Origin of the sequence: Arcanobacterium urinimassiliense (assembly GCF_900119495.1) — a bacterium.
Lineage (GTDB): Bacteria > Actinomycetota > Actinomycetes > Actinomycetales > Actinomycetaceae > Arcanobacterium_A > Arcanobacterium_A urinimassiliense.
Window position 1 is genome coordinate 1401692 of sequence record NZ_LT632435.1, and the last position, 18493, is coordinate 1420184.

Sequence of the window (18493 nt, forward strand, 5' to 3'; positions counted from 1 at the left end):
TTGTGCGTATTCTGCATACTTCTGATTGGCATCTGGGGCGGAGCCTGCGCGGCGCAGATTTAACTCCTGCTTTTACCCAATGGTGCGATTATTTGGTGCAGTTAGTTAAAGACGAAAAAATTGACGCGGTGCTTATTGCCGGAGATATTTATGATCGCGGTGTGCCACCAGTGCTTATGGTAGAGCTGCTCTCTCAAACTCTCCACCGGCTTTTAGAGCATACTCAGGTGGTAATTACCTCTGGAAATCACGATTCTCCCGGGCGCTTAGGTTTTGCTTCCGAATTGCTGCGCGCCGGGCTCTATATCCGCACCAACGCCGCTGCCTGCTCCCAAGCTATCCCCTTGCGCAATGCCGTAGGAGAGATAGGAGCTTTGGTATATGGAATTCCTTATCTCGATCCCTATTTGGAAAGTAGCCGTTTATCTACTTCAAAAGAGGAAGTTGCGCGCAGCCACAGTGCAGTAGTAGGCGCGGCATTAAAAAATATCCACCGCAGCATTAAAAACGGCGAATATGCCACTGCTCCCCTCCCTCGTATCGTGATGGCGCATGCTTTTGTGACGGGCGGAGAGAGTAGTGATTCAGAAGTAGATCTGCATATTGGTGGAGTAGATTCCGTCCCCGCTTCGATATTCCATCTTCCCGCAATTAATGACCAGGAACCACTGAATTATATTGCCCTCGGGCATCTGCACAGCCCCCAAAAAATTACTGCTAAACAGGCACCGCTGATGCGCTATAGTGGCTCTCCGATTGCCTTTTCTTTTTCGGAAGAGCACCACAAAAAGAGCTCCGTGCTGCTGGAATTTGCAGAAAATTCTCCCGAACTTCCGCCGAAAATTACGCTTCTACCATCACCCGTCTATAGACCTTTAGCTACCTTGCAAGATAGCTACGATGCTTTGCTTTCCGCGAAGTACGATTCGTATCAAGAGCATTTTCTCCGTATTTACGTGCAAGATGCACAACGCCCTCTCAATATGAATGCCAATCTGCGCCGCAAATTTCCCTATGCTTTGGAGATATACCACTTAGGAGCGGAAAATACGGCGCAGGGAGAAAATAGGGGAAATGGGGAAACCGCCGTGCAGAAGAATTCTGGAATATCTGCCCCAAGCCGCGCGAGTGCGCAAGAAATACTGGAAGAGTTCTTCCTTGCCAACGGTGCGGCAGCGCTCGCGAAAAAAGAAAAAGAACTTCTCGATGTGCTGTGGAGGAAAGCCCAGCAAGAAGAGCAAGAATTATGATTATTCGGCGGCTAGAATTTTCGGGGATTGGCCCCTTTGGGAAAAAACAGAGTATTGATTTTACCGAACTCACGCAGAATGGGATTTTCTTATTAGAAGGCCCGACCGGTGCCGGAAAATCAAGTATTTTAGATGCCCTCGTATTTGCACTCTATGGGAGCGTAGCGGGGAAAGATAGCTCCGACGAGCGCCTCCGCTCCACCTATGCATCAGCGCAAGAAGAATCCTATGTAGATTTAATCTTCACCACTAGCAGCGGCACTTATCGAGTGTGGCGCAGTCCAGCGTGGAAAAAGCCCAAGAAACGCGGGGAGGGCTTTACAGAGCAGGCACAGAAAGCGCGGCTCTGGAAACTTTCGGAAGCAGCATTAGAAAGTGGAAATTTAGAAGACACCCAAGCCATCAGCTCACAGACGCGTGAGTCTAATCAGGAGCTACGCGAAATTATTGGGCTAGATAAGCAACAGTTTTTACAAACCGTGCTGCTACCCCAAGGGCAGTTTGCCGATTTTTTGCGGCTGAAATCTGCAGAAAGGGCGCCGCTCTTAGAAAAAATTTTTGCCACTACTCCGTATCGAAATCTGGCGGAGCTGCTGCAAAGCGAAGCCCGCAAAACCCAAAAAGAGATAGCGGCGGCCTATACTTCCTATCAAAACGCTATCGAAACTTGGTTGGGGATTGAGGCGATAGATAGTGATATTCGCGCAGAGATCACAGCTGCTCGCGCGGATTTAACCGAAATATTTCCCGCCAGCGCTAGCTGCGATAAAAAGCTTTTGACGCTTTTAACTCAGGGCGCGGCAGCCCTGGCAGATAGTGCAGTTAAAAAAGCAGATAATGCCCAAGCAGCGCGTGCGACTGCCGAAGAATTTCGCAGCCGCTGGGAAGCAGCGAAAGATTTAACAGCAGCGCTGGAGTTACGGGAAAAATTAGAAGCGGAGTGGGAAGAACTGCAAAAAGAGAAACCAAAAATCTCTGATCTGCGCCAGCAACTAGAAAAACACCAGCAGAGTACTACCGCCTACAAGGAATTACAAAGCTGGCGCCAGCAGCAGGAAAACTACACAGAGCAGCTAACGGAACTATTAGCAACTGCAGATACAGAAACTACCGAGAAATCTACAGTATCTGCTGCTGAGCTAGATTCTCCAGAGGCTGCCGGTACGGAAGCAAGGGCAGCCACCACAATAATTAATGCAATAGGGGAAATCGGCGAAACTTTTTCCGCAGCGGTAAGCCAGCTCGAAGCAAAAATTTTTTCTCCCCCAGCAGCGGCCTTGGAGCAAGAAATGCCAGATTTCTTGGCCGATAATGCGGAAAATATGCTGCAAGAACATCTGCAGAGCGCAGCAGAGTTACTCGGTAGCCTCAGCTATCCGCAAAAACTGGAAGAAGAACTATCTCAGCACCGCAAAGAAGTGGAAAAACTGCGCACCGAATTACAGACCCAAAAAGAATCCCAAGAGTTTGCAGAAGCTAAACAAGCAGAATTGCAAAAAGAAATTGCTACTTTAGAAAGAGAATTACCGGCTAAGCAACTGCAGCAGGGGAAACTCCCCCTGTTGGAAAAAGAAGCAGCGGAGCTGGAACTAGCTACCCAGCTACGCACCGAAAAACTAGAGATAAAAGAGCAGATAGCGGAGGTAAAAAACGCTTTAGAGATAGAAAAGCAAAGCTATAGAAGCGAAGAAGCTCTTTTACACCAGCTAAGTGAAAATTGGCTTAATTCGACGGCGGCTTCCCTCGCAAAGGATTTAACTCCGGGAGATCCTTGCCCGGTATGCGGATCGAAAGACCACCCAAATCCCGCTCCTATTTCTGCCCACTACACCTCTTATGAAGAAGTTACTTCCCAGCAGGAAAAATTGCAGGCACAAGGCCAGCAAGTACAAAAGTATGATAAATCTTTGCTGGAGCTAAACACGCGAAAAGATGATTTAGAGAAACGACTACCGGCGGATGAGGAAGAAAAATTAGCTAAAAAATCCCGCCAACTAGCAGAAAAATTAACGAGTGCACAGGCGGCAGCCCAAGAAGTGGGCGAATATCAAGAACAGCTGGAAAAACTCCGCCCGGAGCTAGAAGCTCAGAATACTTTACTCAGCTCCTTAGCGGAAAAAATGATTGCCGGGCAAGAACGCCAGAAACAAATAGAAAAAGAAATTGCGGAAGCCAGCTGCGAAATAGCTGCCGCCTGCGGAGATTTTACTTCGGTAGCGGAACGGGCAGATGCCGCTACACAAGAGCAAAAATCGCTGCAACTGCTGCAAAAACAGCTAAGTGCTTTGAAAATAACTGCAGCAGAGGTGCGCCGGCAGGGCAAGAAGTATTTAGAAGAATTAGCAGCAGGAGAATGTGGCAGCACAACTGAGCTAGAAGCAACCTATCTGCCGCCCGATTCTCTGGCAGAAATAACAGAAAAAGTAACTACCTATCAAGAAAAATGTACTAAGAATAAAATTCGCCGCCAGGATACAAAGTTACAAGAGCTCCCCCGCTGCCCCGCCCCAGATTTAACTGCCGCTGCCGCTGCTTGGGAAGAAGCCAGTGCCGCCCAGCAAGAGGCAGAACAGCAAGCTGGCCGTGCTAAGCAGGGAGCTGAAGATGCGCGGCGTTTGCTAGTGCCGGTGCAAAAATCTGCTCGCACTTGGCATAAAAAAGCGCAAGCAGCTACGGAGATTATTCGCTTAGCCAGTATTGCCAATGCGGGAGAATTTTCTACCTCCCGTATTCCACTGAATATGTGGGTGCTCTTGCACCGTTTCGAAGCAGTGGTAAACCGGGCGAATGAGCATTTAGAGAATATATCTGCTGGGCGTTATGCCCTTATACGCAGCGAAGATGAATCAAAGAAGATACGAAAAACCGGCTTAGGGCTCTCGGTAATTGATCACGACGGATCACCCACTGGGGATATTATTCGCCCGACGGCTTCGCTTTCCGGAGGGGAAACTTTTTACACTTCTTTGGCTCTAGCATTAGCTTTAGCAGAAATAGTGCAAGAAGAAAACGGAGGTATTCGCATCGATACTCTCCTTATCGACGAAGGCTTCGGCACACTTTCGGCTGGAGTACGCGATGCGGTAATGCAGACTTTACGCACTCTCACTGCACAAGGGCGAATAGTGGGAATAGTTTCACATGTTGAAGAATTAAAGAGCATTATTCCCAGCCGAGTCAGCATATCTCCTACACCTACTTGCGGCTCTGAACTGCGCACTATTTGCTAAAATGCACGCACTTAATGAAATACCAACTATTTATGGAAATGCGCACTATTTATTGAGCTCGGCATACAGCAAAGCCCGCTCTGCAGCATCATACCAAAGTAAATCTATATTTTCCGTATACAGAAAAGCTTCTTCATCTCCCGCTATAGCCCGTTGTACTAAATCTTCCCAGCCACTTTCATCCACTAAAAGAGATTCAATCTTGCTCCAAGCTAAGGGCATGCGCAGCTCTCCGGCACCTAATTCATTTTCTGCCGCAAAATTTTCTTCCCCCGCAAAAACTACCGCTTCTGCCGGCACTTCCCCTGCGCCCACTAAACGGCGATAACTTTTCGAGCCCTCCGCTAGGCGCCGTAAAGATTCATCCGCAGCAGCTAAAGTAGTAGCCATTTCTAAGTTTTCTTCTCCCCAATCGGGGTAAGAGCTACGAAACTCAGGAGTTACTGTATATATTCGACGCGGCGAAATCTCCGCAGCTGCCAAATCTGCTGCCGTGAGCGGTATGTAAATGCGCATATATCCATATTAAGTCATATTTTTTCGCGCGGAAAATAACTATAAAATATCTCGCCCCAGCTCTCGCGCGAACTTCATATTTTACCGTGTATAAACGGTAGCTATGAACTAAATAACTTCGTATACATAAAGAAATACCAATTAATTTTTACGTGGCGCTCCCTTTTACATCTTTTATCCCCTATTGATGTATCCACGCTCTTAATAGTTTCACACCTCTTTCCGGTCGAGAGCTGATAAAAGATAGGGATAATTATGTCTGCTCAACAGGCCATTACCGACGAAATACCTACAGATACACTGCCCAGTTCCGAAGAAATTTTTACGCTTTCGCACTCTATTTCTGCTTCGCAAGCACAAAAAATATCTGCATCTACCAAAAAATATAGACTCCCGCGCAGTAGCCGCGCTAAGAACGCGAACCAGGCAAGAAGCGCGAGCAGCGCAAACAACAATATACATATTTCTCGCCCTGCTCATACCAGCGATATTCGTACCGGTAATGCACACCCCAATGCTCCCCAACTAAAACGAGAATTGGGAGATATCGGGCTAGATTCGCCGCCCCCAATTTGGCAATATGATTCTGCCGCGAAAAAAGCCTCTCCTCCTAAATCCGCTCCCGCTAGACCTGGAGCAGCTACACCTGCTCCAAATAAAGCTATCCCCGCTACACCTACATCTAGCACTTATGACCGCATAGCATTGCACGCGGTGAGCAATAACAAATCCCTAACTGCCGCTTTTTTCGAAGAAGAAGCACCCCCGCTAATACCGGCGAAAAAACCGCGACCAAATGCGCGAAAATTTGCTGCCCAAATAACTATTCAAGCAATTGAAATTTTGCAAGGAAAACGCCCGCTTCGTCAATTACAAACTTGGCTAAATCCACAGGTATACCAAGCACTAGCGCGGCGAGCCAGCCTCGGAATGCGAATTTTCGGAAAGGCAGAACGCTGCCCGCTACCGCGGCTCCGCCGCGTACGCGCTTGCTATCCCCGCCCAGGTGTCGCCGAAGTATGCGTAATTGTGCACGATGGAATAAAAATGCGTGCCGCCGCTCTCCGTTTAGAAGCTCGGCGCGAAAATTGGCAAGTGACTGCGCTAGAAATTATTTAATTTCTGCCCCGCACTAAGTCTGCACTAGCCATGCACTAAGCCCAGTACTAGCCCTAATCCTGCAGCGCAGCAGCATGAAGCTGCCCTATTCTAAGGGCACTACTCCACGCCAGCCACGTGATCAGGGGAGAATATAATTTTATAGTTAGCGCCCGCGCCGGCGTTGCGCCTTTTTCGCCGCCCGCCGCTGCTCTCGGTTCATCCCCGAATAGGCAGCTGCATCTGTATCGGCAGCATTAGTACGCACCGAATTATTCTGCGGTTGCTGCGCCCCCGCGCCAGAATTAGCCGCCGAAGTGTAGTTCATCTTTTGCTCCGGCGTATTCTGCGCCCCAATCATCTGCGCTGCCATTTTTTCTGCACGCTTACTCGGCTGCATCAATACTGATGCTCCTACCTCTTGTAACTCTGCCTGCTGTTGCGCAGCAGCAGCTTCCGCTTGCAAACGCGATTCTTGCTCGGAAGGAAGCTCAAAATTAAAGAGAAAGCGCACCGTCTCCGATCGAATAGCATCGTTCATCGACTGGAACATTTGGTAGCCTTCTTGCTTATACTCCACCAAAGGATTGCGCTGTGCCATAGCGCGCAAGCCAATTCCCTCTTTCAAATAATCCATCTCGTAAAGATGCTCGCGCCACTTCCGATCCAGCACATTCAGCAATACTTGCCGTTCCACTTGCCGCATAGTTTCATCACCGAGCTCTTCGGCGCGCTCTGCATAAATATTGTGAGCATCGGTATCTAATTCTTGGAGAAGATTCTCCCGCTCCAAATTATGCTGGCCGCCGTATTCAGCTAAAAGCTCTTCTGCTGTAAAGGATGGCTTAAAGTAAGACTGTATTTCCACCCAGAGTGCGTGTAGATCCCAATCTTCCGAATTTCCAGCAGTTTCCGCCGTCACCACATCTTCTACTACGAAATCAATAAAAGATTGAATTTGCTCTTCCAGATTTTCTCCATTGAGGATGCGGTGCCGCTCTTCATAGACCACGGTACGTTGCTCATTCATAACGTCGTCATACTTCAAGACGTTCTTACGAATTTCCGCATTGCGCGCCTCGATAGCAGTCTGTGCCCGGCGAATCGTCTTAGCTAAAATCTTCAACTCTAAAGCCTGATCTTCCGGACCATTACGCAAAGGAGAAATTACCCGGGAATTGGCGAAGAGGCGCATGAGGTCATCTTCTAAAGAAATATAGAAACGCGATTCGCCCGGATCTCCCTGCCGGCCCGAACGCCCGCGCAGCTGGTTATCAATACGCCGCGATTCGTGCCGCTCCGAACCTAATACGTAAAGTCCTCCTAGCTGCACAACCTCATCGTGTTCAGCTGCCACCACTTCTTGCGCTTCTTTCAAAACCTCCGGCCAAGCTGCCTCGTATTCTTCCGGATTCTCTTGCGCATTAAGACCCCGTTTTTCCATCATGCCTACTGCAATATGCTCAGCATTTCCGCCGAGCATAATATCAGTACCACGCCCAGCCATATTAGTGGCTACTGTGACCGCGTATTTACGCCCTGCCATTGCCACTACCGCTGCTTCGCGTTTATGCTGCTTAGCATTCAATACTTCGTGCTTAATATGAGCCTTTTTCAAGAGCGCGGAAAGCTTTTCTGAATTCTCTACCGAAGCCGTACCTACCAGTACCGGTTGCCCCTTCTCGTAGCGCTGGCGAATATCTTCTACAATTGCTTGGAATTTTCCTCGCTCCGTGGGGTAAACCAAATCAGTATGATCTTGCCTAATCATTGGCTTATTAGTCGGTATCACCACTACGCCGATATGATAGGTAGAAGCAAATTCTTCTGCTTCCGTTTCCGCGGTACCGGTCATCCCAGAGAGCTTATCGTACATACGGAAATAATTCTGCAAAGTAATCGTAGCTAGAGTCTGATTTTCGGCTTTTATCTCTACGCCTTCTTTTGCTTCAATTGCCTGGTGCATACCTTCGTTGTAACGCCGCCCTGGCAATACTCGCCCAGTGTGCTCATCTACAATGAGTACTTCTCCGCCCTGCACAATGTAATCGCGGTCGCGGAAAAAAAGTTCTTTCGCTTTAATCGCATTATTCAGATAGCCGATAAGCGGAGTATTTACACTCTCGTAAAGATTGCTGATTCCGAGCAAATCTTCTACCTTATCTATCCCTGGCTCCAGAATGCCGACGGTGCGCTTCTTTTCATCCACTTCATAGTCGATATTCTTATGCATCGAAATTACCGCTTGCGCAAAGGCCTTGTACCATTTATTAGCATCGCCTTCCGCCGGGCCAGAAATAATTAACGGAGTCCGCGCTTCGTCAATAAGAATAGAATCCACTTCGTCGACGATGGCAAAATAGTGGTCACGCTGCACTAATCCGGAAGTTTCCCGCGCCATATTATCGCGCAGAAAATCGAAGCCAAATTCATTATTGGTGCCATAAGTAATATCGGCTGCATACTCTTCGCGGCGCTGCTCCGGAGTTAAACCGGCAACTATACAGCCAGTACGCATACCCAGAAAACGATAAATCCGCCCCATCAACTCTGACTGATAAGAGGCCAAATAATCATTGACCGTCACCACGTGCACTCCCCGCCCCGGAATAGCATTCAAATAGGCAGCCAAAGTGGCGACGAGAGTTTTTCCTTCACCAGTTTTCATCTCGGCGATATTTCCCAGGTGTAGCGCAGCTCCACCCATTATCTGCACGTCAAAATGCCGCTGGCCAATCGTACGCATAGCTGCTTCCCGCACGGTAGCAAAAGCCTCGGGAAGTAAATCATCTAAAGATTCCCCATCGGCATAACGCTGGCGGAATTCATTAGTCATTTCCTGCAATTCGCTATCACTTAACTCGTGAAAATCGCTTTCGAGCAGATTCACCTGCTCCACAATTTTTTGCAACTTTTTAAGTGTGCGACCCTCACCGGAACGCAGGACTCTATCTATCAGCTTACGCACATCTACTCCTGGTTTTTATTTTTTGAGCGGTAACTGAGCCTATTCTATGCTCTCTATGCTTTTCCCGCCCAATTATCAATTATTGCTGGCGATCTACCATCATATGAGCGAAATCTGTCAGTGCCGCTTTTACTTCCCCTGCCGGTAAAATTTCTAGCTCTGCCAGCCCTTTGCGGCAGTATTCCTCCGCAATAGCACGCGTCTGCTCCACCACTGCATGATGTGAAAGTAAATCTAGTAAGCGCGGCAACTGCTCCCGCCTCTCTTCGACCGAAGCAGCTAACATCCGCATTATTTCTTCTCCCGCAGTATCTAACATACCTGCTCGCTTTTGCTCAGCCAGGAGAAGAGTCGGCATAGTAGAGACATTTTCTAGTAAATCAGTACCAGGAATTTTTCCGGCGATATCCGAATCTGCCTGTAAATCTAAGACGTCATCTGCCAGTTGAAAAGCAATACCCAGATATTCTGCATATTGAGCGACGGCGGCCGCTATTTCTTGACTGCCCCGCGCTGCTAATACTCCGTCGCGGGCCGCGGCCGCAATAAGGGAACCAGTCTTATCCGAAAGTACTTCCAAATAATGCGTACGCGGATCTTTGCCCGCTTCTGGCCCCATAGCTTCTTGCAGCTGCCCATAGCAAAGCCGCTGGAAAGTACGTGCATACCGCTTTACGGCTGCTTCCCCTAGGCCAGAAATAACTAGCGAAGCCTGTGCAAAAAGCAAATCTCCCGCCATAATAGCGGCTGAATTACCATACAGCTTCTGAGCTGTAGGCACTCCCCGCCGGAGCGCGGCGTCATCCATGACATCGTCATGGTAAAGCGAAGCGAGATGAGTGAGCTCCACCGCCACTGCTACATCTAAAACATCGCCATTATCCGGCTCGGCGCCCAGCTCCGCAGTCAAAAGACAAAGCAGGGGCCGCAACCGCTTTCCTCCCGCGCGTACTAAATGGGAAGTAGCCTCGTTCAAAAGTGGAGTATTTTCGCTAGCTATCTTCTCTAGCTTGGCTTCCACTTCGCCAAGACGAGAAGAAATCTTCTCCCCTAAGGCTCCGTGGCTAGCCAAAGTATCAGCAATTACATTCACGCAAATGTTCCTTGTACTATGCCCAGTAATAAATCAGGGAAAATCCCCAATCCCAAAACTAGGATAGCAGCTGCGACGATAGCCGCAATAGAGAACCCAGCCGATTTCACTATTTGCACATTTTCTGCCGGCTCGGTAAAGAACATCAACTGTAAAATCCGGAAATAGAAGAAAGCCGTAGCTACAGAAGCTAAGACCGCTATTACCACCAAAATAGTGGCGCCTCCTGCTACACCAGCTTTGAAGACTTCAAACTTTCCAATAAAACCAGCTGTGAGAGGAATGCCAGCAAAAGAGAGCAGGAAAATGGTCATCGCAGCTGCGAGGAGCGGACTGCGTTTACCAAGACCGGCCCAGCTCGCCAAAGCAGTAGCTTCGCCGCCGATATTTCCGGCCGCATCTTTCTGCCGCACCAAGGTGACAATGCCGAAAGCACCCACCGTAGCAAGACCATAGGCCAAAAGGTAGAAAAGAATTGCCGAACTAGTCTGTGCGTACTGCTGCGGAGTAATTTCCTTTAAGTCCAGCACGCTGATGGCTACGAGAATAAAGCCAGTGTGGGCAATAGAGGAATACGCCAATAGTCGCTTAATATCTCCTTGTACTAAGCCCAATATCGTACCAATAAGAATTGTGGCGATAATGATAATCCACAAGAAGATGGTGAGCTGCGCGACCAAAGTTCCCGCTATATAGAGCATCACGCGCAACAAAGCCACGAAAGCGGCCACTAATACGCCAGCAGCCATGAATCCGGTAATAGGAGTCGGAGCTCCTTGGTACACATCTGGCTTCCAGCTGTGGAATGGAGCTGCCCCCGCTTTGAAGAGCAAACCAACCAGAATCATTACCGTACCGGCTAGCAGCAGCCACGTCTTAATATCGGTAGTTTGGAGAGCGACGCTGAGAATTTCGTTGAAGATCAGACTGCCAGTACCGCCGTATACTAGGGCAGCTCCCATAAGGAAGATAGCCGAAGAAAAGGCGCCGAGCAGGAAGTACTTAGCGGCAGCTTCCTGCGAAAGTAACCGCCGGCGGCGCGCTGTAGCAGAAAGTACGTACAGAGGCAGCGACATTACTTCCAAAGCAATGAAAAGCGAGAGCAAATCGAAAGCAGAAACGAATGCCATCATGCCTCCGGCGGCAAAAAGTACCAGCGGTAGCACTTCCGTCTGCCGGAGCCCATATTTACTAGCCTCTGCTTCTGCAGGTGAACCTGGCGTAGTAGCTGCATCTGCAGCAAAAGCACTTTCTTTTAATTCGGTGCGGTCCAGCATTACTAGCCCAGCCAGTAAAGTAATTAACACTATAATGGCCTGCGCAATAAGCGAGAAACTATCTTCTACGAAAGCTATTCCGGTAAATCCGCTCCCGCTTTGGGTAATGGAAAGCGGCGTGGTGGCCCAAACTTCTTGTTGGTTAGCCACCGTCCCGCGCCAGATAATCGCAGCTAATGCCGCAATTAAGGCGAGCAGGAAGAAGGGGCGCTGCACGATTGGGCGCAGCTTCCGCGGCAAAAATGCTTCCAATAGGGTAGCTATTACTGCTGCCCCTAGCACAATTAGCAGCGGAGCGAGAGCTGCCCATTGAATCATAGTGTTCGTCGTACTCACTTGTTGCTCCCTTCCAACGCAGCAGTGTTGGTACTAGCTACCGTTACCACCTGCTGCTGCGCGGTGATTGGATTTACTAAATCTAAAATAGGTGCCGGGTAAAAACCAAGGCCGAGCATAGCAGCGATTAGTATTCCTAATACTGCCTTTTCTCTTCCCCGTAAATCCTCTTTTTCCAACTCGGGGCGCGGCCCCGTGAAAATGCGTTGATAGGGAAGCAGAATATATAGCGCCGCTAGCACTACTCCGATGACTGCCAAAATCGCAGCTACCGGCAATACGTGGAAAGTACCCATTAGTACTAGGTACTCCGGTATGAAGCCCGAAAGCCCTGGCAAAGCCATAGTAGCTAAACCGGCAATTAAGAAAGTACCCGCGAGAAGTGGTGTGACGCGCTGCCAACCACCGTAAGCAGAAATCGCCGGGCTCTCTCCCCGCTTCGCGAGGAAGTCTACGGTAAAGAAGAGAGCAGCCGTACCCACTCCGTGTGCCACCATATAGAGCATTGCACCGGAGAGTGCCATGGCTGATCCGGAGAATATTCCCATCACCATAAAGCCGAAGTGGGAGACCGATGTATAGGAAACCAGACGCAGCAAGTTATCAGAGCTAATAGCCATCAAAGCACCCCAAATAATGGAGACGATGGCGAAGGCGATGATAATAAGAGCTGCTTTCCGGCTAGCTACGGGGAATAGCTGCAAGCAAATTGCAATCATTCCGTAGGTGCCAAGCTTATCCAGTACTCCTACCAAGAGGATAGAGGTACCGGTTGGCGCAGAGGCAGCCGTATCCGGCAACCAGGTATGCACCGGCCACATCGGGGCCTTGATAGCGAAAGCAAAGAAGAAGGCGAAGAAAATCCACATCTCTGCAGCAGGAGGTATGGCCAAGCCGGCGTGGAGAGTATCGAGCATATAGCCGCGTGGACCACCCGGGCCATAGAAGTAAACGGCGATTACCCCTACCAACATAATAAATCCACCCAGCAAGGAATAGAGCAGGAACTTCATAGCAGCCCGTTTGCGCCCTTGCCCGCCGTATCTTCCAATTAAGAAGTACATGGGGAGAATCATTAATTCGAAGAGAATATAGAAAAGGAATACATCGCGGGCGGCGAAAAGTGCAATCATTACGGCTTCGAGGAAAAGAATCCACGCAAAATAACCTGCTGCCTTTTCCGGAGTGAAATCATTCCAAGCAGCGATAATTACTAGCGGCACTAGGAACACGGCCAAACCGATCATAACTGCGCTGAACCCGTTAACACCCCAAGCTAGCGAAACTCCTAACTGCGAAATCCAGGTATAAGTTTCGCTTAGCTGCACCACTCCCGCTTCCTGGGGAGCAAAATCCATCAGCAAAGCGACGGCATAAAGTGCCAAAATTAGCAAAGAGATACCCAGCGTAATCTGCTTTGCGAACCGACCGGCTGGTTTTATTAAAGCCAAACCTAGCGATCCGCCGGCAGCGAGCAGGATAAGAACTGACAACCAGGGAAAGGTTGCTTCTATTGCTGTTTGCATTAGCTTATTTCCTTCCTAACTCACATCGATGCTGCCAAAGCAGCGATAAGAGAGATGAATAGACCGAGCACTATATAGCTGGCGTAAGTACGCACGTAGCCATCTTGTAATTTGCGAATCCACTTGCCCAAGTATTGGAGGAAACGCCCCAAGCCTTCGCCGGCTCCGTCTACCAACACTTCATCAGAAGTAGCGGTACCGGATACGAGGAGCATACCGGGACGCATGAAGAGAGCTTCATTGCACGTATCCTGATACAAATCTTGCCGTGCCGCCCGGGTGAGAAGATTTCCAGCCGGAACTTCTTTTGGCACGGGCTGCTTTATATACATTGCCCAAGCAATAGCTACACCAGCGGCTACTATTACTAAGGTCAAGCCAATTATCACGGGCAACGGCAGCACTGGAGCAAGATGCTCACTTTCGCCAATCACAGGCGTTAACCAGTTAAGGAAACCGCCGTAATTCAAAACTGCGCCAATACCGAGTGATCCAACAGCTAATACAGCCATCGGTACCCACATGAACGGGGAAGGATCGTGCGGATGATAAGCATTTGGCCCCTGCTTTTCCCACCGCTCTTCTCCGAAGAAAATCATGAAACACAGACGCGACATATAGAAAGCAGTCAGCCCGGCTACGAGTACCGTAATCAATCCGTAAATCCACGGGCGAATTCCACTGCCCGTAAAGGCAGCTTCAATAATGCCGTCTTTGGAATAGTATCCGGAAAGGAAAGGCACTCCGATAATTGCCAGATAGCCACAAAGGAAAGTAGCGCGCGTAATACGCATATGTTTACCGAGGCCACCGAAGCCCCGCATATTTACTTCTTCTTTCATTGCATGCATGACGGCACCAGCGCCCAAGAACATATTGGCTTTGAAGAAACCGTGCGTGACCAAATGGAAAATAGCAAAAGTAGCGCCTACCGGGCCTAAGCCGGCCGCCAGCATCATATATCCAATCTGTGACATCGTCGAAGCGGCCAGTACCTTCTTCATATCGTCTTTTGCGGCACCAACTACTGCTCCGAATATCAGAGTTATTAAACCGATTATCGTCACGGCGAGAGCCGCGGCCGGAGCTGCACTATAAATTCCCCCGGAACGCACCATCAAATATACACCTGCCGTTACCATAGTGGCAGCGTGAATGAGAGCGGATACCGGAGTAGGGCCTGCCATGGCGTCCCCCAACCAAGCTTGCAAGGGGAATTGCGCCGACTTACCGCAGGCAGCCAGCAGCAAGAAAATACCGATAAAGGTCAGCTGCCCAGAGGAAGCTCTTTCCAGACCGGCATTTACATCGGTAAAGTTTACTGAACCAAAGTTACTTACCATGGCCATCATGGCGATAAGCATTCCCAAATCGCCAACACGATTCATAATAAATGCTTTCTTACCGGCAGTGGCATACTCAGGTACCTGATTCCAGAAGGAAATCAAGAGATAAGAAGCCAAACCTACACCTTCCCAACCGAGGAAAAGCGCCAAATAAGAATTCCCTAATACCAGCATAAGCATGGAAGCTACGAAGAAGCACAGATACGCAAAGAACTTACGCCGTTCGGGGTCATGCTCCATATAGGCTACCGAGTAGATGAAGATTAAGGTGCCGACGAAGGTCACCAACATGACGAAGGTGAGAGAAAGCGGATCTACGCGCGTGCCGAAATTGACCACCATATCCGGGCCCGCTACCCAAGTGAAGAGCGTGGATTCGAGAATGCGCGCATTGGCGTCAAGCGCAACCAACTGCAGAGTAGCGGCTAGACCGATACCGAATGAGCAAACTGCCGCAGCAATCGCCAACCAGTGCCCCCATTTATCGGCTGCTTTTCCAGCTAGAAGTAAAACAGCACATGCGGCCAGTGGAATCGCAATTACTAGCCAAATTAGATTAGTCGCCCCCACAGCCGGCATTGCTGCTGGAGCAGTGGGAAGAAGTTCCGTAATCAAAATAATTACACCTGCTTCCTTAATTCTTCATCAGGTTTACACCGTCAAGCGATGCCGACCTGCGGGTCTTAAATATGGTGACAATAATTGCTAAGCCCACTACCACTTCCGCGGCGGCTACTACCATGACGAAGAAAGCAAATACTTGCCCTTCTAAATTTCCCCACATCCGCGAGAAGGTAATAAATGCCAAATTGCAGGCATTAAGCATAATTTCCACGCCGAGCAAGGCAATTACGCCATTCCGGCGGATAAGTACGGTAGCTCCTCCTATTACGAAGAGAATTAAAGCTAATATCACGTAATACAAGAGATTCATTATTTCTGCTCCTCCGCTTCTGCGGCTCCTGCTTTCTCCGCCTCCGCAGCGAATTCTGCCGGATATACGGGGGCTTTTTCTCCCGGCATTCCCGGAAGAGTGCTCCTGCCTACCACTCCATAAGTAGCGGGACCAGAAGGTACCTGACCGGCAGAAATACGCGCCACCGTCTCGGGCGAAATTTCTTCCACGCTCCGCGCTTGCCCGCGAATCTGCAAAATTCTATTTACCGAACCTTCCAGCGGCTCACCATAAGCAGTAAGCGACGGGTTGGCAGAAGAATTAGATTCAGCGTAGACACCCGCATTGGGTTTAATTCCCGGGTGCTCGCCTTGCTCTATGAAATCTTTAATTTTCTTTTCGGCCAAATCGGCTTGCGTAATGCGCTTATTAATACGCTGCCGGTGGGTGAGAGTCATAGCACCAAGAGCGGCAATTACTAGCAGCGTGCCGGTGAGTTCCAAAGTGAGAATATGGTTCGAAAAGATCAGCCGCGCTACGCCGAGTGGATTCGTTTCCGCATTGGCAGCCGCTAAACCAGCCGATTTTGGATAGGTAGAAGTCCAAACTACCGCAGCTAAGACGAAGAGAATGCCCGTCCCTCCCAGAATGGCGACTGGGCGCGGAGCTGGCAAAGTTTCATGCCGAGAATCCGCGGAGTCTACTCCGATGAGCATCAATACGAAGAGGAACATCATCAAAATTGCGCCGGTGTATACCACCACCTGCGCCACTCCCATAAAAGGCGCTTCGAGCATGGTGTAGATAAATGCTAAGCCCACCATAATGAAAAGCACCGAAATAATCGTATATACCGCTTTTCGAGCAATAAGTAAGCCATAAATAGCGCACAGCACCATACAGCAAGCCAGCAGAGCAAAAAGTATCGTTTCGCCCAGCGAAATTTCTAAAGGTTCTAAATTCGGCATCATCAGGCTCTTACCTCCTCAGTACCAGCAGTGACGGCCGTAGAAATAGATTCATCGCTGGGACGGTGCTGGCGCACCCAATCTACCTGCGCTTCCGTGGGGCCAGTAATTTGCCCCCGGTAGTACTCTGCATCAGAAGTGCCTTCCACCATCGGATGCGGCGGATTGAGCATTCCTTCTGCCAGCGGAACCAGCAAATCCTGCTTTTCATAAATCATTTCTTCCCGATGCTGCCCGGCAATCTCAAATTCCGTGCTCATAGTCAGCGCACGAGTCGGGCAAGCCTGGATACAGTAACCACAGAATATACAGCGCAGATAATTAATCTGATATACCCGCCCGTAGCGTTCTCCTGGAGAGTACTGCGCTTGCGGCGTATTGGAAGCTGCCTCCACATAAATAGCATCTGCAGGGCACGACCAGGCACAAAGCTCACAACCAATACATTTTTCCAAACCATCTGCATAGCGGTTCAGCCGATGTAAACCGTGGTAGCGCGGGCGCGGCGGAATCTTTTCAAAAGGATACTGCTCCGTCACCGTGGGGCGGAAAAGCGTAGTGAAAGTGACCCCAAATCCGGCTACTGGAGCGAGCAGCTTACCGAGTGGCCCCTTTTTATTAGGACTGTATAGAGCTTTATCTGGTTGCTGAAACTCATACTCTTCAGACATCCTTAACCTCCTCTACCGCAGCTTCTGCATCTGCATAATTTTTCCTTCTTCCCGCTCGTACAGAAGGGGGAAGATGCTGCCCAGGAAGCGGCGGCACTGGATAACCATTTTCAAAACCAGTAAATTCTTCCTGCTCGCGTGCCTTAATTAGCTCCGCTTGCGTAGGCCGTAAGCGATCGTCTCCTAATCCCCAAATGCAAAGGATTACTGAATAGCCAATTGAAAGTATTAGTAAGACTGCTTGCACGTTAATACCCAGCACCATATTTACCCCTACTACGCATCCCACAAGAGTGAGCCAAATCAGGGCCGCCGGAATTAAGCCTTTCCATCCCAGCTTCATAAATTGATCGTAACGGAAACGCAGCAGCGTACCGCGTACCCAAATAAATACGGCTACGAAAAGCCAGGTCTTGATAAGGAACCACAGCATGGGCAACCACCCCGTATTGGGGTCGCCACCCCAGAATCCGAAAAGACTCGTAAGCAAGGGGCCAGCGCGCCAACCGCCGAAGAAAAGAGTGGTGGCGAGCATCGACAAGTTCAGCATATTGATGTATTCCGAAAGGTAATACCAACCGAACTTCATGGAGGAATACTCCAAGTGGGCACCCGCTACGATTTCGCCTTCGGCTTCGATAAGGTCAAATGGCAAACGCCCTGCCTCACCGAACATGGTGATGAAGTAAATTATGAAAGCCGGACCGAGCAAAAGCACATTCCAGAGCTCTTGCTGCCCCGACACAATTCCAGAAGTGGCCATTGTGCGGCTGAGGATGAATACCGTCACCAAAGATAAACCCTGCGCCAGCTCATAAGAAATCATCTGCGTGGCCGAACGAACCGAGCCGTAGAGCGGCAGCGTAGACTTCGCAGACCAACCACCGAGTACTAATCCGTATTCGCCCAAAGCTGCGATTGCCAATACAAAGAGCATGGCCACCGGTGAATCAGTGAGCTGCAAAGGGGTTTGAATACCAAATATAGATACACCCGGCCCGAGCGGCACCACTGCCATAATGCTGAAAGCACAGAGAGCTGAAATTGCCGGAGCAATTAGGTAGACGACCTTATCCGCACCTTTCAGGTTAAAGTCCTCTTTGAAAAGAAGTTTAATTGCATCTGGGAAAGACTGGAGCAAACCGAAAGGACCTACCGTATTGGGCCCGAGCCGATTCTGCATCCGCGCCAAGAGACGCCGCTCAAACCACAAGGCGAAGATAACGGAGAATATTAAAAACAGTACGATAAAGGCTGCTTTTAATACCCATATCCACCAGGTATCTTGCGAAAAATCGGCAATCATCTGATTCGTAGCT

Annotated in this window: 13 protein-coding genes; 3 read left to right on the forward strand and 10 right to left on the reverse strand. The window is 49.5% G+C overall.

Going from position 1 to position 18493, the window contains the following annotated elements:
* Positions 1-2 precede the first annotated feature (2 nt).
* Both BQ7117_RS06315 and BQ7117_RS06320 read left to right on the forward strand, forming a co-directional pair.
* Positions 3-1250, forward strand: coding sequence for a metallophosphoesterase family protein (locus tag BQ7117_RS06315; protein ID WP_073996691.1), 1248 nt, complete (start codon positions 3-5; stop codon positions 1248-1250).
* Positions 1247-4480, forward strand: coding sequence for an AAA family ATPase (locus tag BQ7117_RS06320; RefSeq protein WP_073996692.1), 3234 nt, complete (start codon positions 1247-1249; stop codon positions 4478-4480). Before BQ7117_RS06315 ends, BQ7117_RS06320 begins: the two co-directional genes overlap by 4 nt.
* Positions 4481-4525: 45 nt before the next feature.
* Here BQ7117_RS06320 and BQ7117_RS06325 read toward each other — a convergent pair whose 3' ends face one another.
* The gene (locus BQ7117_RS06325; protein ID WP_073996693.1) at positions 4526-4996 is read right to left on the reverse strand and encodes a DUF6912 family protein; all 471 of its coding nucleotides are present in this window, start codon (positions 4994-4996) and stop codon (positions 4526-4528) included.
* 255 nt (positions 4997-5251) lie between these two features.
* Here BQ7117_RS06325 and BQ7117_RS06330 point away from each other — a divergent pair, with 255 nt between their 5' ends.
* Positions 5252-6115, forward strand: coding sequence for an Rv3235 family protein (locus tag BQ7117_RS06330; RefSeq protein WP_073996694.1), 864 nt, complete (start codon positions 5252-5254; stop codon positions 6113-6115).
* A 145-nt stretch (positions 6116-6260) separates the two neighbouring features.
* Here the strand turns inward: BQ7117_RS06330 and secA are convergent, their stop codons facing one another.
* The 9 genes from secA to nuoH form a co-directional block, all read right to left on the reverse strand.
* Positions 6261-9062: a preprotein translocase subunit SecA gene (gene secA / locus BQ7117_RS06335; RefSeq protein ID WP_073996695.1), complete on the reverse strand. Its 2802-nt coding sequence runs from the start codon at positions 9060-9062 to the stop codon at positions 6261-6263.
* A gap of 79 nt (positions 9063-9141) precedes the next feature.
* A complete protein-coding gene (locus BQ7117_RS06340) occupies positions 9142-10155 on the reverse strand; it encodes a polyprenyl synthetase family protein (protein WP_073996696.1) in 1014 nt (337 codons plus the stop codon).
* Positions 10152-11768, reverse strand: coding sequence for an NADH-quinone oxidoreductase subunit NuoN (nuoN, locus tag BQ7117_RS06345; RefSeq protein ID WP_073996697.1), 1617 nt, complete (start codon positions 11766-11768; stop codon positions 10152-10154). The genes BQ7117_RS06340 and nuoN overlap by 4 nt, the downstream gene beginning before the upstream one ends.
* Positions 11765-13294 carry an NADH-quinone oxidoreductase subunit M gene (locus BQ7117_RS06350; RefSeq protein WP_073996698.1) on the reverse strand — a complete coding sequence of 510 codons (1530 nt, stop codon included), beginning with the start codon at positions 13292-13294 and terminating at the stop codon, positions 11765-11767. Before BQ7117_RS06350 ends, nuoN begins: the two co-directional genes overlap by 4 nt.
* Before the next feature lie 20 nt (positions 13295-13314).
* Positions 13315-15219, reverse strand: coding sequence for an NADH-quinone oxidoreductase subunit L (nuoL, locus tag BQ7117_RS06355; protein ID WP_084790069.1), 1905 nt, complete (start codon positions 15217-15219; stop codon positions 13315-13317).
* Positions 15220-15274: 55 nt separating this feature from the next.
* Complete coding sequence (gene nuoK / locus BQ7117_RS06360; RefSeq protein WP_073996700.1) at positions 15275-15574, reverse strand: NADH-quinone oxidoreductase subunit NuoK; 300 nt, start codon at positions 15572-15574, stop codon at positions 15275-15277.
* On the reverse strand, positions 15574-16506 hold the full coding sequence (locus tag BQ7117_RS06365) for an NADH-quinone oxidoreductase subunit J (protein ID WP_073996701.1): 933 nt from the start codon (positions 16504-16506) through the stop codon (positions 15574-15576). Before BQ7117_RS06365 ends, nuoK begins: the two co-directional genes overlap by 1 nt.
* A complete protein-coding gene (nuoI, locus tag BQ7117_RS06370) occupies positions 16506-17174 on the reverse strand; it encodes an NADH-quinone oxidoreductase subunit NuoI (protein WP_073996702.1) in 669 nt (222 codons plus the stop codon). Before nuoI ends, BQ7117_RS06365 begins: the two co-directional genes overlap by 1 nt.
* Positions 17167-18480 (reverse strand): NADH-quinone oxidoreductase subunit NuoH, encoded by a 1314-nt coding sequence (nuoH, locus tag BQ7117_RS06375; protein ID WP_073997031.1) that lies wholly within the window; start codon positions 18478-18480, stop codon positions 17167-17169. The genes nuoI and nuoH overlap by 8 nt, the downstream gene beginning before the upstream one ends.
* Between the last annotated feature and the right edge of the window lie 13 nt (positions 18481-18493).